General features: G+C 73.2%; 10 protein-coding genes. 9 read left to right on the top strand and 1 reads right to left on the bottom strand.

Going from position 1 to position 14,476, the window contains the following annotated elements; translation table 11 throughout:
- The first annotated feature begins 42 nt into the window (after positions 1 to 42).
- The 6 genes from ACZ4EF_RS26990 (at position 43) to ACZ4EF_RS26965 (ending at position 6,272) form a co-directional block, all read left to right on the top strand.
- The gene (locus ACZ4EF_RS26990; RefSeq protein WP_355344267.1) at positions 43 to 570 is read left to right on the top strand and encodes a hypothetical protein; all 528 of its coding nucleotides are present in this window, start codon (positions 43 to 45) and stop codon (positions 568 to 570) included.
- A gap of 132 nt (positions 571 to 702) precedes the next feature.
- On the top strand, positions 703 to 1,068 hold the full coding sequence (locus tag ACZ4EF_RS26985) for a WXG100 family type VII secretion target (RefSeq protein WP_223186817.1): 366 nt from the start codon (positions 703 to 705) through the stop codon (positions 1,066 to 1,068).
- Positions 1,069 to 1,095: 27 nt separating this feature from the next.
- Entirely contained in the window at positions 1,096 to 1,410 is a 315-nt protein-coding gene (locus ACZ4EF_RS26980) for a WXG100 family type VII secretion target (RefSeq protein WP_188281815.1), read from the top strand.
- A 161-nt stretch (positions 1,411 to 1,571) separates the two neighbouring features.
- Positions 1,572 to 2,918 (top strand): EsaB/YukD family protein, encoded by a 1,347-nt coding sequence (locus ACZ4EF_RS26975; protein WP_467506624.1) that lies wholly within the window; start codon positions 1,572 to 1,574, stop codon positions 2,916 to 2,918.
- A 103-nt stretch (positions 2,919 to 3,021) separates the two neighbouring features.
- Complete coding sequence (locus ACZ4EF_RS26970; protein ID WP_467506622.1) at positions 3,022 to 5,811, top strand: right-handed parallel beta-helix repeat-containing protein; 2,790 nt, start codon at positions 3,022 to 3,024, stop codon at positions 5,809 to 5,811.
- Between the two features lie 137 nt (positions 5,812 to 5,948).
- Positions 5,949 to 6,272, top strand: a complete 324-nt coding sequence (locus ACZ4EF_RS26965) for a WXG100 family type VII secretion target (RefSeq protein ID WP_355344257.1) — start codon at positions 5,949 to 5,951, stop codon at positions 6,270 to 6,272.
- A gap of 43 nt (positions 6,273 to 6,315) precedes the next feature.
- Here the strand turns inward: ACZ4EF_RS26965 and ACZ4EF_RS26960 are convergent, their stop codons facing one another.
- On the bottom strand, positions 6,316 to 6,939 hold the full coding sequence (locus ACZ4EF_RS26960; RefSeq protein WP_355344254.1) for a hypothetical protein: 624 nt from the start codon (positions 6,937 to 6,939) through the stop codon (positions 6,316 to 6,318).
- A gap of 147 nt (positions 6,940 to 7,086) precedes the next feature.
- Here ACZ4EF_RS26960 and ACZ4EF_RS26955 point away from each other — a divergent pair, with 147 nt between their 5' ends.
- The 3 genes from ACZ4EF_RS26955 to ACZ4EF_RS26945 all read left to right on the top strand — a co-directional run.
- Positions 7,087 to 7,527, top strand: coding sequence for a WXG100 family type VII secretion target (locus tag ACZ4EF_RS26955; RefSeq protein ID WP_355344251.1), 441 nt, complete (start codon positions 7,087 to 7,089; stop codon positions 7,525 to 7,527).
- A 62-nt stretch (positions 7,528 to 7,589) separates the two neighbouring features.
- Positions 7,590 to 11,972 (top strand): type VII secretion protein EccCa, encoded by a 4,383-nt coding sequence (gene eccCa, locus ACZ4EF_RS26950; RefSeq protein WP_467506620.1) that lies wholly within the window; start codon positions 7,590 to 7,592, stop codon positions 11,970 to 11,972.
- Positions 11,965 to 14,476, top strand: a 2,512-nt coding sequence (locus ACZ4EF_RS26945; protein ID WP_467506619.1) for a hypothetical protein, incomplete at its 3' end; no start/stop codon positions are given. The genes eccCa and ACZ4EF_RS26945, both read left to right, overlap by 8 nt.

Genomic DNA, 14,476 nt, shown 5'->3' with positions numbered 1-14,476 from the left:
AACCTTGAGGAACGTTTTTCCCGGTGCGGAGAGGGCTGAGCCATGGAGTGGGTGGACGAGACCCGGCGCCACACCGGTTATGTGACAGCGGTGTTGGCGGACGGCGCGGAACCGGCGACGCCGCCCGAGGGCCGTCAGCCCTGGTGGTCGTACAACGGAGCGGACGGCCCCCGCGCGATCGGCGTCAAGGGCGCCTGCGAGTGCGGCTGGCGCGGCGCAGAGACCCACCCCATCATCCGGGGCGACGACGACGCCACCGAGGGCAACGACTCCCGCACCGGCCCGATGGCCGACTGGGAGTACCACGTCACCGCGACCGAAGGCGCCGTCCCCCACGACGTCGAGCAGATGCTCGCCGCCCTGCGGCGGCGCGTCGAGGAACTCTCCCGCGACCAGCCCCTCACCGCGCTGCGCGTCGTCGCCCGCGTCGAAGAGACCGCCCCCGCGCTCAGCCGCGAAGCCGTCCGCGCCGCCCGCCGCTCCCTCGTCTCCTGGGAGGCCATCGGCCGCGCCTTCGGCACCAGCCGCCAGACCACCCACGCCCGCTTCGCCCGCCACCTCCCCGACTGACACCGGCCCGGGGCCCCCGCTCCCGACGCGTTCAGAACCTGCTCAGACTCTGCTCACTGCGGCTCGTGCGGCCCGGACCGGGCCCAAACGGTGTTTGACTGCCGGGGTATCGGGCGAGGAAGGGCGGATTCCATGGCTGACCAGCCTTCTGTGAGCGTCGGTGGCGTCACGTACCGGGTCACACCCGAGTACCTGGCCACCGCCTCCAGCAACACGATGTCCACGGCGAGCGAGATCGCCGGGCAGTTGGCGGAGCTGAAGACGTATGTGAGCAGTCTGGAAGCGAGTTGGCAGGGCATCGCCCACAACCAGTTCCAGACGCTGATGGCGGAGTACGACGTCTACGCGCGGATGCTGCACGACGCCCTGGAGGGAATCTCCAAGGGCCTCCAGGGCAACTACGTGAACTACAAGGACTCCGAGCAGCAGAACCTCAACAACCTCGCCGCGCTCGGCGAGGACCTGCCGAAGGCACCGTCCGGCACCAACTTCAACTGATCCGGGCCGCACAACGAGGAGCGATTCATGGCCGATATCGACGGCACGCCGATCTACGTCGGTGAGGGACTGGCGGCGGCGGGCGGCGTGATCAACGCCAGGGCCGGGGAGATCTCCGGCGAACTCCAGTCGCTGAAGTCGCAGTTGGCGCCGATGGTGGAGGCGTGGCGGGAGAGCCAGGCCGCCACCTACTACCAGGACATGCAGAACGAGTGGGACCTGGCGGCCGACGGCCTGTTCGGACCCGACGGTGTGCTCGGCCGCATCGCCCAGGCGATGCATGTGAACTGGAGCAATTACAGTGACGCCGAGTGGTCCAACATCTCCACCTGGCGCCACTGAGACCGGAACCACGAAGACCACGCGTCACAAAAACCCCACGCCACCGAAACCAGGCGCCGCCGAACGCCGTCTTTGACGTCGGTGTCTCCGAACCCGGCGGCACCGACCCACCGCGGCCCGCGGACGCGCGGCCGTGAGGTCCGACACCGAAGGAAACATCCGTGCCCGATGAACGCTGCCGGGTTACCGTGGTCGGCGAACGCAGGCGGATCGACCTCGCGCTTCCGGCGCAGGCCCCGATCGCCGAGTACGTTCCCCGACTCGCCTCCCTGTGCGGGCAGTCCGAGTCCGAGGCGCTGCCGCCGGTCTGGTCGCTCGCCGAGTCGGGCGGCGCTCCGATGGCCCCCGGCGACTCGCTGTCGGCGGCGGGCATCGTGGACGGCGCCACCTTGTACCTGCGCGACCAGCGGGCGGCGGAACTGGGCGAGTTGACCGTCACCGACCTCGACGAACAGGTCGCCAGCGCCCAGGACGACGGCGGCCTGTGGAGCTCCCGCCGCCGCGCCCAGTGCGTCGTGGGCGCGGGCCTGGTCTTCATGGTGGCCGCGGCGGCCTGGCTCGGCGCGCTGCGGCCGGCCGGCCCGTGGGCGGCGCTGTTCGCGCTCGCCGCGCTCTGCTCGGCGCTGCTCGCCTGGTACGCGGAGCGCAAGAACTGGCCGCTGCCGCGCGCCGTACGGCAGTTCTTCGCGCTCGCCACCGTCCCGCTGCTGGCCTGCGTCGGCCTGGACGGACCGGTGCACGGCCCGGTCGCCACCCCCGTACTCGTCTCCGTCTTCGCCGTGCTCGGCGCGGTGATCGGGCTGGTCGCGCTGCCGTCGCCCGCCACCGTGGTGCTCAACCTGCTCACACTGGTGGCCGCGCTGCTCACCGTGGCGCTGACCGGCTCGCACGCCGGGCTCACCGGCTCCGCCGCCGTCGTGTCCGTGGCGCTGTTCCTGACCGCGGGTCTGCTGCCCAGGGCCGCGGGCCAGATCGCGGTGCTCGTGCCCTCGGGACCCGACGTCAGCGCGCCCGCGCTGGACGACGGGACCGTGGCCACCGTCGTCCACCGCAGCAACGCGCTGCTCACCCTGCTCAGCGTGGTGAGCGGGGTGTTCCTCGCGGCGGCCCTGCTCACCCTGAGCGCCTCCCACGACGTCTACGCCCTCGTGCTGGCGGGCTGCGTCAGTGTCGGACTGCTGCTCCAGGCCGCCACCGTGCGCGTACTGAGCGCGGTGGTACCGCAGTTGGCCGCCGGGGTGCTGGGGCTCGTGGCGCTGACCGTACGGGTGCCGCTGTACGCGTTCGACTCGCGGCTGGCGGGCCCGCTGGCCGCCTTCGGCGTGGGCGCCGTCCTGGTCGCCTGCGGACTCTTCCTCGCCTTCGGCGCGGCTCTGCGGCCCATCGAGCCGGACCGCCCGACCTGGCCCGCGGCCGTCACCAGCGTTCTGTTCGTGGCCGCCGTACCGCTGGCCGCCGGGGTGTTCGGCCTCTTCGGCTGGCTGGCCGACCTGGGGAGCGGCCTGTGACCGAGCGACCCGCGGCCGGGCGACCCGGGACCCGGCACGTCCGCCCTGTGACGCGCTCCTCGACCCGCCCCGTGACCCGGTCGGCGACCCCCGGGAGCGCCCGGTGAAGGCCGCCGCCCAGCGCGTGGCGCCGGGCAGTTGGGGCGGCCACCGCACCATCGCGGCGGCCGTGCGGAGCGCGGACACCGGCGCCGTCATCACCGTGCAGGCGGGCACGTACAGCGAGAGCCTGCTGCTTGACAAGGATGTCACCCTGGTGGCGAAGGGCGCCGTACGGCTGGTCGCCGTCCGCGGCCCGGCCGTCACCGTGCACGCGGGCCGCGCCGAGATCCGCGGCTTCACCCTCGTGTCCGCCGTGCCCCGCGAGGCCGCGCTGCTGGTGCGCGCGGGCGAACCGGTGCTGCGGGACTGCGAGATCACCGGCGGCCGGATCGAGGTCGCGGGCACCGCCGCCCCGCTGCTGAGCGGCTGTTCGGTACGGAAGGCCGAGGGCGCGGCGGTCCGGCTGACCGGCACCAGCCGCACCACACTGGAGAATCTGACCGTCGGCGGCTGCGTCGGCGACGGCCTGGTGGTCGAGGACGAGGCGCGCGCCGAGCTGACCGACGCCCTGGTGGACGGCGCCAGCGGGCGCGGCGTCCTGCTCACGGGCGGCGCGCACGCGACGCTGACCCGCTGCGACGTCCGCGGCAGCGGCGGCACCGCCGTCGTGGTCGAGGGACACGCCACCGCGGCGCTGCGCGACTGCCGCCTGCACGAGACGGGCGCCGCGGGCGTCTGGGTCCGCGAGACGGCGGGCCGCCTGACCCGCGCGGCCTCCGGCGCGGGTCACCGGCCCCCCGCCCACGGCGAGGACGCCGAACCGGCCGCGCCCGCCACCGGATCCGCCGCCCGCCCGGGCCACGACACCCCGGGCGTACGGCTGCGCGACTGCGAGATCTTCCGCACCGAGGGCGCCGGCGTACTGGCCGACGGCAGCAGCTCCGTCCTGCTCGACGGCTGCCATGTGCACCACACCACCGGCGCCGCGATCCTGGTCACGGCCGAGGCCACCGCCGAGTTGACCGGCGTGCGGGCCGTCGACTGCCAGGACACCGCGCTGGCCGTCAGCGGGGCGGGCCGGGCCACCGCGCACGACTCCACCTTCGCCCGCAGCGGCGCCAACGGCCTGTACGCGGTGGCCGAGGCGGAGGTGACGCTGACCGGCTGCACCGTACGGGACACCGCGTACACCGGCGTGCACCTCGGCGGCGGGGCCCGCCTGCACGCCAGGGGCTGCACCGTCAGCGGTTCGCCCGAGTACGGCGTGCGGGTCACCGAACGGTCCGAACTCCTCGCGGACGACTGCGAGATGACGGACGCGGGCCTGGCCGGGGTGTACGTGCAGGGCGGCGACGCGGCCGTCCGCGGCTGCCGGGTGTCCGGCGGCCGGGAGGGCGTACACCTGCACACCACGCACCGCCCGCTGCTCGCGGAGTGCGAGATCACCGCCTCCGGCGAGACCGGCGTCCGGGTCGGCCGGGACACCGGCGCCCGGCTGGAGAACGTCACCGTCACCGGCAGCGGCACCGCGGGCCTGCTGCTGGAGGAGGGCAGCACGGCCGTCGTGGAGGGCGGCGCGGTCCGAGAGCCGCGCGGCAGCGGCGTCGTCGTACGCGCCGGGGCCCGGCCCCGCGTACGCGGCCTCACCGTCGAGGGCGCGGCGAAGAACGCGCTGTTCGTCGAGGAGGGCGGCGAGGGCCTGTACGAGGACTGCCACCTCACCAAGAGCCGCTTCCCCGCCGTCTACGCCGGTGCCCGCTCGCGTTTCCTGCTGCGCCGCTGCACCGTGGACGGCACCGACACCGACCTGCTGCGGGACGACGAGGCCGACGTGCGGGCCGAGGACTGCCTGGTCCAGGACGCGACCGATCCGCTCCTGCCGACCCTCGCGCCCCCGGCGGCGGGGGAGGAGGGGCGTGTCGCGGTGCCCGCCGTCGCCGGAGCGCCCCGCTCGGCCGCGGAGAAGGCCGAACAGGCCGCCGGTGAGACCGAGTCGACCGCGGAGGCGGCCCGCGCGAAGCTCGCGGAACTCCATGTGGAGCTGGACCGCCTGGTCGGCCTGGACAGCGTCAAACGCGACGTGGTCACGCTGACCAAGCTCATGCAGATGGTCAAGGTCCGCCAGGAGGCCGGGCTCGCGGCGCCGCCGCTGAGCAGGCACCTGGTCTTCGCGGGCAATCCCGGCACCGGCAAGACCACGGTGGCCCGCCTGTACGGGGGCTTCCTCGCCGCGCTCGGCCTGCTCGAACGCGGACACCTGGTCGAGGCCGACCGGGGCGACCTGGTCGGCGAGTACGTCGGCCACACCGCGCCCAAGACGACGGCGGTCTTCCGGCGCGCGCTGGGCGGGGTGCTCTTCATCGACGAGGCGTACTCCCTCGTGCCGCAGGGGCAGTTCACCGACTTCGGCTCCGAGGCCATCTCGACGCTGGTGAAGCTGATGGAGGACCACCGCGACGAGGTGGTGGTCATCGTCGCCGGATACCCGAGCGAGATGAACCGGCTGCTGGAGTCCAACGCGGGCCTGGCCTCGCGCTTCACCCGCACCCTGCTCTTCGACGACTACACCTCGGAGGAGCTGGTGCGGATCGTGGAGCACCAGGCCGTCGACCACGAGTACACCTTCGCGCCGCAGACGACGGCCGCGCTGCACGACTACTTCGCGGCCGTCCCGCGCGGCGAGCAGTTCGGCAACGGGCGCAGCGCGCGGCAGGTGTTCCAGCGGATGACCGAGCGGCACGCGTACCGCGTGGCCGAACTCGACCTGAGCGCCGTCGATCTCGCGGCGGCCGACGTGGAGTTGCTCACCACACTGCTGCCCGCCGACCTCCCCCCGGGAGGCGCCGCTTGACCGCGCGGGCGGACGTACGCCCCGCTGCCCGGCGGGCGCACCGTACGGCGGCGGGCCCGGCACAGGACTTCGGCGCAGGCCCGGCACAGGACTTCGGCACAGGACTTCGGAGCGGCTGAAAGGAAGGTGACCCGCGGATGTCGGACCAACCGACCCCGGAAGAGTGGCGCGCGGACCTCGCGGCGCTGAACGACGCGATCGGAGTGGTGAAACGCGAGTCCGGCACGATCACCACCACCATGAACTCGATCGACGCCAAGGTGAAGCAGATCGGCGCCGACTGGTCCAGCCCGTCGCACGAGTCGTTCGCGGCGATGATGACGTGGTTCCACAAGGTCCAGCACGAACTGGACGAGTTGCTCAAGGACATCGCCTCGCGGATGACGACGTCGTACAACAACTACCACGACTCCGAGCACGTCAATCTGAACAACCTCAGCGACGGCGGGACCCATGGCTGAGTGCCGCCGCCGCGCACCGCGTGGACGGTACGCGGCGGCGCGTTCAGCCCGCGGGCGGTGGCGGGAAGCGCGACTCCCGGTCGGTGTGCGCGTACACCTGCCCCGAGTGGTTGAGCAGCGCGATGTACTCGCCGAGCTTCTCCAGCGTCGAGCCGATCTGGAGCAGGGCGCGGTCCTGGGCCGGGTTCATGTCCGCGCCGAATTTCACGCCGGTCTCGGCGAACGGGTTGTCGTGCGTCTTGCCGACCGACGGGTCGTACCCGGACGAGAGCGAGGTGTGGCCCTCGCCCTCCGCGTTCTTGTCCTGGGCGCCCTGCCCGAAGACATGGCCCTTGACGGCCATGACCCGCTTGCGCAGCTCCTCGTACCGGTCGACCGCGCCGCGGGCCTCCGTGAGCATCGACTTCTCCGCGACGCGTACCGCGCTCAGGTCGATCTTCAGGTCCGCCGCGGCCTCGTACGAGTTCGGGTCGGGGCCGGAACCCTGGTCGGACTGGCTGTCCTTCGGGTCGATGTTGAAGGACGGCGGGGTGGACCAGATGACCTTGTCGGTCGGCACGAGGCCGTCGAGGTTCTTGTCGTGGTCGGGGTTGGGCGTCTCCGACCCGTCCGCGGGCGGATCGGGCAGCGGAGTGGTGTCGTATTTCGAGGTGATCGGATCGGTCACGTCGTCTGCCTCGTCTCTCTCGCGCCGACCGCACGGCCGGTTCGCCAAGCATGGGCCCGGCAGGACACCGCCAGGTTTACCACTTATATGAGGAATTGTCAGCATGCAGGTGCCGCACCGGTATCCGCTCCCCGAGAAAGGCGCGTCATGGCCGACTCCGGCACCGCCGACTACGACACCTCCGTCCTCAACATCTCCCCGACGGGCCTGAAGTCCGACGCCAACGACCTGGTCACCCTCAGCAAGACCGTCCTGTCGAGCCTCACCACCATCCGGGGCCAGTTGGAGGGACTGCACGTCGCCTGGCAGGGCCAGGCCGCCTCGGACGCCGACGAGGTCAACAAGAAGTGGGTGTCGGTCATGACCGAGCTGTTCGGCACGGAGGACGACCCGCACAAGGGAGTTCTGTCCGCGCTGGCCGACGGGGTCGGCATGGCCGCGTACAACTACACCACCGCCGAGGACGGCATCGCCGACGCCTTCAAGTCGTTCCGCACGGCCTTGACCAGTGACGACGGGAAGTCCAGCGACAAGCCGCCCGCCGCGGTCACCGACCCCAACAAGACCGCGGTCACCATGGAGTTCTAGTGCCGGCGCACCGCCCCCGCCACCTCGCCCCCACCGCCCCGACAGCCCGCTAGGCAGCCATCGTGAGTCGAATCCCCTTCCACCGCCCCGTCCGCATCACGCCCCCGCCGATGCCGGAGGGCCGGACGAAACTGGCCGGCCTGCCCCAGCGGCCACAGCCGCAGGGCGCCGCGGGCTGGCTGATGCTCCTGCTGCCCCTGCTGTCCAGCATGAGCATGGCCGCGTACATGATCGCCTACGGCAAGGCGTGGATGATCCTGCTGGGCATCGCCTTCGTCGTGGTCTCCGTGGGCATCACCATCGGCGTCCGGATGCAACTGCGCAGCCACCGCCGCCGCAACCAGTGCCGGCAGCGGGAGCGGTACCTGGAGTATCTGGCCGGGGTGCGCAAGCAGGTCATGCGCTCCCAGCTCGGCCAGCGCGCCGCCGACGCCTGGCGGCACCCGCACCCGGACCGGCTCTGGGCGATCGCCACCCGCCGCCGCCGGGTCTGGGAACGCCGCCCGGGCGACGACGACTTCCTGCACCTGCGGCTCGGCACCGGCACGGTGGCGGCGGCCGACGCACTCCAGATGCCGGGGCAGAACGACCCGACCATCGACGTCGACACGCCCTGCCAGCACGCCGCGGCCGAACTGGTCCGCGCGCACGGCACCGTCGCCGACCAGGCCGCCTGGCTCGACCTGCGCGCCGCGGGCGTGGTGAGCCTGCTGGGCCCGCGCGACCGCACCCGCAAGCTCGCCCAGACCCTGCTGCTCCAGCTCTCCGTGCTGCACGCCCCCGACGACGTGCGGATCGCCGTCGTCACCGGCGGCAACTCCGACTGGGACTGGGCCAAGTGGCTGCCGCACGCCCAGCAGCCCGACCAGGCCCAGCGCCGTGAACAGGAAGTCGTGCCGCTGCTCGCCGACGACCTCGCAGGACTCCAGGACCACCTCCAGGCCACCCTCGACCGGGCGGTCGCCGCCCGCGCCGAGCGCAACGCCCGGCTGATCTCCCAGCGCGACACCAGGCCCCGTAGTCACGTGGTGGTCTTCCTCGACGGATACGAGCCCGACGCGCCGTGGGCCCGCTCGGCGCTGCTGTCCGACCTGCTCACCGAAGCGGGCCCCGACCTCGGCGTGCACGTGGTGTGCCTGGTGGAGGAAGAGGGCTCCGAGCCGGGCCGGGTGGACGTACGCGCCCGCACGGACGCCCGCGGCGGCCTCGCGCTGGAAGGCCGTACGGCCGCGCTGCACGCCCCGGTCGAGCAGGCCGTCGTGGACGAGGTCGCGCCCGGCGTCCTGGAGGCCACCGCCCGTTCGCTGGCCCCGCTGCGGCTGACCGGCGAGCGTGAACAGGTCCTGTCGGAACACGTCTCCCTCTCCGACATGCTCGGCGTCCCCGACATCGCCCACTTCGACCCGGCCGCCCTGCGCCGCGCTCCCGACGACAGAGAACTGCTCTCCGTCCCCATCGGCGTCACCGGCACCGGCGAACCGCTGACCCTGGACCTCAAGGAGTCCGCGCAGGGCGGCATCGGCCCGCACGGACTGATCGTCGGCGCCACCGGCTCCGGCAAGAGCGAACTGCTGCGCACCCTGGTCACCGGACTCGCCATGGCCCACGCGCCGGAGCACCTGGCCCTGGTCCTGGTCGACTTCAAGGGCGGCGCCACGTTCGCGGGCGTCACCGAACTGCCGCACGTCTCCGGCCTGATCACCAACCTCGCCGACGACCTCGCGCTCGTCGACCGGATGCGCGACGCGCTGCGCGGCGAACAGCAGCGCAGGCAGCGGATGCTGCGCGAGGCGGGGAACGTCGACTCCGTCCGCGAATACCAGTTGCGGCAGGCGGCGGGCGCCACCGACATCAACGGCAAACCGCTGGAGCCGCTGCCCTATCTGCTCATCATCGTCGACGAGTTCGGCGAACTCCTCTCCCAACGCCCCGACTTCATCGACCTGTTCGTGCAGATCGGCCGGGTCGGCCGCTCGCTCGGCATGCATCTGCTGCTGGCCACCCAGCGGTTGGAGGAAGGCAGGCTGCGCGGCCTGGAGTCCCACCTGTCGTACCGGATCTGCCTGCGCACCTTCAGCGCCGCCGAGTCCCGCGCCGTCATCGGCACCTCCGACGCGTACACGCTGCCCGCCATCCCCGGCTCCGCCTACCTCAAGGTGGACGAGTCGGTCTACGAACGCTTCCGCGTCGCGTACGTCTCCGCGCCCTACCAGGACCACGACGCCGACAGCGCGGGACCGGCCCTGGAACCCGTGCCCTTCGCCGTGCACGGCGACCTCGCGCCGCTCGCCGCGGACGAGGCCGAGACGCCCGGCTGGGACTGGGACCCGGAGGGCGGCGCGACCGAACTCCAGCTCGCCGTCGAGCGGTTGGCCGACAAGGACACCGCGGGCCACCAGGTGTGGCTGCCGCCGCTGCCCCCGCGCTTCACCCTCGACCCGCTGCTGGGCGAACCGGAGGCCGACCCGGAACTGGGCCTGCGCTGCGCCTTGTGGCCGTACTCCGGCGAGCTGAAGTTCCCGGTCGGCGTGCTGGACGTGCCCTCCCGGCAGGAACAGCAGCCCCTCGTACTGGACCTGGCGGGCCGTCAGGGCCACATCGCCCTGGTCGGCGCCCCGCAGAGCGGCAAGTCCACCTTCCTGCGCACCGCGATGCTCAGCGCCATGCTCACCCACACCCCCGACGAGCTCCAGTTCTACGGGATCGACATGGGCGGCGGCTCGCTGCACGGCCTCGGCGACGCACCGCACGTGGCGGGCATCGCGGGCCGCCGCGACGACGAGCGGGTCCGCAGGGTGCTGGCCGAGATCACCGGCCTGGTCACCGCGCGCGAGCAGATGTTCCGCGACCTGGGCATCCAGTCCGCGGCCGAACTGCGCGCCCGCCGCGCCGCGGGCGAAGTCCCCGACGGCGTACGGTCGGCCGACGTCGTGCTGGTGGTCGACAACCTCGCCGCCCTGCACACCACCGACGAGAACGCCGTCGTCACCCTCACCGAGATCGCCACCCGCGGTCTCGGCGTCGGCGTCCACCTCTGGCTGACCGCCAACCGCTGGGCCGAGGTACGGATCGGCCTGCGCGACAGCATCCCCGGCCGCCTCGAACTGCGGCTCAACGACCCCACCGAGTCCGAGATCAGCCGCCCCGCCGCCCGCGCGCTCGGCCAGAGCATCCCCGGCCGGGGCCTTGCCGCCGCGGGCCTGACCCACCACATCGCGCTGCCCCGGCTCGACGCCGTCGACAGCGTCGAAGGGCTCGCCGAGGCCGGGCAGGCGCTGGTGGCCCGGCTCGCCGAGAGCTGGCGGCGGCCCGCCGCCCCGGCGCTGCGCGTGCTGCCCGCGCGGATCACCGTCCGCGAGCTGGCGGCCGCCGCCGCGCTGCCGCCCGCCGAGCGCTGGGAGGGCCACGGCCCCGCCCTCGGCGCCCGCGAAGTGCCCATCGCCCTGCGCGAGTCCGACCAGCGCCCGGTCGGCCTCGACCTGACCGCCGACGCCCCGCACTTCGTCGTCTTCGGCGACTCCGGCTCCGGCAAGACCGCGTTCCTGCGCGCCTGGATGCGCGGCCTGGCCGCCCGGCACAGCGCGCGCGACCTGCGCTTCATGGTCGTCGACTACCGGCACAGCCTGCTGGGCACCGTGCCCGACGAGTACATCGGCGCCCGCGGCGGCAACGCCGACCTGGTCGCGGCCCAGGCGCAGGCCCTCGCCGAGACACTGCGCACCCGGATGCCCCCCGCCGACGTCACCGCCACCCAACTCGCCGCGCGCGACTGGTGGCACGGCCCCGAGCTGTACGTCGTCGCCGACGACTACGACCTGGCCGCGGGCACCATGGGCCACGGCCCGCTCGCGCCGCTGGCCGAATTCATCCCGCAGGCCGCCGAGTTGGGCTTCCACCTCGTGCTCGCCCGCCGCGTCGGCGGTGCCAGCCGCGCCCTGCTGTCCGACCCCCTGCTGAGCAAGCTCAAGGAGATCGGCACCGACGGGCTGCTGCTGTCCGGCGACCACCGCGAGGGCGTCCTGATCGGCGACCAGCGCGCCTACCGGCGTCAGCCGGGCCGCGGCACGCTGATCCGGCGCAGCTCCGCCGTCCCCGCCATCGTCCAGGTCGCCATCGACGAGCTGGGCGAAGAGGCCCCCGGCGGAACGGGCCCTGGCGGAACGGCCCCTGACGGACCGGGCCTTGGCGGGACGGACCCCGGCGGAACGGCTCTTCGTGAAGGCGGCGAGCCGGTGAGCGTACCGGGCCCCGCCGCCGAGCCGGTGCCCGCGGGCGTCGTGGCGGGGCACGGCGACGATCCGGGTTCCCCCGAACCCGCCGCCAGGCAGCCCGACGTGGCCCGGTACGTCACGGGACCCGTGACCCGCATGGGCGGCGGCCCCGAGAACAGCACCCGTCCGAGTAGCAGCGGTACGCCCGAGGAAAGCGGCCCCGACCATGGCTGACGCGGATTCCGTACTCAACACCATCAAGCTCGACGACATCTACGAACTGGGCAACGCCTGGATCCGGATGGGCGACGACCTCCACGAGCGCAAGGTCGCCGTCAACGGCTACGTCTCCGAGCTCGGCATGACCGGCAAAGCCGGTGACGAAGCGCGCCTGGCCTGGCAGGAGGGCGTCGCCCCGACCATCGACAGCGCCGCCGAGACCGCCTGGACCATCGGCCAGACGATCAACCGCTACGCCGACGAACTGCACAAGGCCGCGGCGGAGTACGCGAAGAAGCTCAACGCCGCGATGTGGGCCGACATCCTCGGCGCCCTGCTCGGCGCCGTGTTCTTCGCCCTCGGCCCGCTGCTCAGCGGACTGCTCGCCATGATCGGCCAGTTGCTGGCCCGGCTGATCCCGATCATGGCCCAGATGGCCGCCCGGATCGGCTCGGTGGCCACCGCGGTCATCGAGATCACCGGCAGCGCCGTCATCGGCGCCGCGTCCAACCTCGCCTTCGACATCGCCGTCGGCAAGATCGGCGCGGACATCGCCGGTACCGACTACGAGGTCGACTGGAGCATGGAGGCGTGGAGCCTGGGCATCGGCGGTGCCTTCGGCGGCATCAGCGGCGGGCTCGGGGCCTTCCACTACACCCCGCGTCCGGGAAAGCCGGGCTCCGGCCCCAAGACCGGTGCCCCGCCGCCCGTCTCACCTCCGCCTCCCACGCCGATCGGCGGCAAACCGCTGGGCGGTGGCGGCGGCGGGAAGTCCCCGATCGGTCCGCCCCCGTCGCGGATCGGCGGCGGCGACCACGCGACGCCGATCACCGACGGATCGGGCAAGGCCGGTCCCGCCCCCGACTCGGGACCGATCGTCACCAAGAACTCCTCCGGCGGCGAGTTCAGCGGCACCAACAGCGGACCCGGCGGCGGCCACCACAGCAGCGACATCGGCGCGCCCGCCCCCAAGGGCGACGACTCCGCCGGGGGTTCGAAGGACCCCGGCAGGACGCTGGGCGCTCCGCCGGCCAATCCGTACGGGGTGAAGACCCGTCCGGTCGGCGACGGCGGTTCGAACGGGTCGTCGGGCTCGTCCGGTTCATCGGGTTCATCGGGTTCGTCGGGCAAGGGCGAGTCCGATCCGGGCAGGACGCTGGGCGCTCCGCCCGCCAACCCGCACGGGGTGACGTCCCGCCCGTACGGTGACGGCGGTTCTAACGGGTCGTCGGGCTCTTCGGGCAAGGGCGACGGCTCACCGGGAGGTGCGAAGGACCCGGGCAGGACGCTGGGCGCTCCGCCCGGCAACCCGCACGGCGTGAAGGACCGCCCGTACGGCGAGAGTTCCGGCGATTCGAGCGGTTCCAACGGGTCCAAGGGGTCCGGTGGGTCGGCCAAGCCGCTGAGCCCGAATCCGATGGACAATCCGGGCAGGCGGCTGGGCGGTCCCGGCGAGAATCCGTTCCCCGGTCCCGGCACGAAGGCCGAGGGCGGCGGGCCGGTCAAGGCCCAGCCGACCGGGCCCGGTTACGACTACCCGGCGACCAGTTCCCACGGCCGTCCCGACGGGTCGGGCTCCGGCAACCCGATGGACGGGCCGGGCCACCGCCTCGGCGGCGGCAAGCCGGACCCCAACAGCCTCTGGAAGGAACCGAATCCGGACGCGCCGGGCAGCAACGGTCCGTCGAAGGCGCAGCCGACCGGGCCGGGGTACGACTATCCCGCGACGAGTTCCCACGGCCGCTCCGACGGATCGTCCGGATCGGGCGCCGAAGGGAAGCCCGGCGGGCCGGGCGGGTCGAATCCGATGGACGGGCCGGGGCACCGCCTCGGCGGCGACAAGCCGGACCCCAACAGCCTCTGGAAGGAACCGGGTTCTGGCAACCGCGGCGGTGGTCCGCGCGACAACGGATCGACGGCGCCGCCCGCGCCGAAGGCCCCGGCGCGTACGGGTCCCGGCCATGACCAGCCCGCGACGCTCGGCGACAAGCCGGGCGGGCGGCAGAACGGCGGCGACGCGGCGGGCTCGGGCGACGGCGGCGGCAATCTGCGGTCCAACCAGGGCAACAGCAGCCACACGCAGATCGAGACCGCGCCGCCACCGCACGAGCCCGGTTCCGGCACGAACTCCGGCTCCGGCAAGGGCAGTCACTCCGACAGCGGCCAGAGCGCGCCGCCGCCCCGGAAGGAGACGACGGAGACCGCACCGCCTCCGGGCGAGGCCCCGCCGACCCCGGTGGCCCCCGCGCCCAAACCGCCGGTGCCCTCCGGCAAGGAGGGCGGGAACCCGCAGGGAGGGAATTCCCAGGGCGGCAACACGCAGGGAGGCAACCACCAGAGCGGGAATCCGCAGGGCGGAAACTCCCAGGGCGGGAACTCCCAGGGCGGGAACCGTCAGGGCGGGACATCGAAACCCCCGGCTTCGAGCGGCACCGGCCCCGACCCGATGGCGAATCCCGGCCGGACGCTGGGCGACGGGAAGCCGGTGCCGGCCAGGGAGCCGCGTTCGGGTGGTTCTT

It is taken from the genome of Streptomyces sp. NPDC025721 (assembly GCF_055558595.1).
This window is presented reverse-complemented; position numbering and strand designations above follow the sequence as displayed.

Bases quoted from the DNA above. Each gene is read 5' to 3' on its own strand.
- ACZ4EF_RS26990 (WP_355344267.1), top strand. From the start codon at position 43: ATGGAGTGGGTGGACGAGACCCGGCGCCACACCGGTTATGTGACAGCG.
- ACZ4EF_RS26985 (WP_223186817.1), top strand. From the start codon at position 703: ATGGCTGACCAGCCTTCTGTGAGCGTCGGTGGCGTCACGTACCGGGTC.
- ACZ4EF_RS26980 (WP_188281815.1), top strand. From the start codon at position 1,096: ATGGCCGATATCGACGGCACGCCGATCTACGTCGGTGAGGGACTGGCG.
- ACZ4EF_RS26965 (WP_355344257.1), top strand. From the start codon at position 5,949: ATGTCGGACCAACCGACCCCGGAAGAGTGGCGCGCGGACCTCGCGGCG.
- ACZ4EF_RS26955 (WP_355344251.1), top strand. From the start codon at position 7,087: ATGGCCGACTCCGGCACCGCCGACTACGACACCTCCGTCCTCAACATC.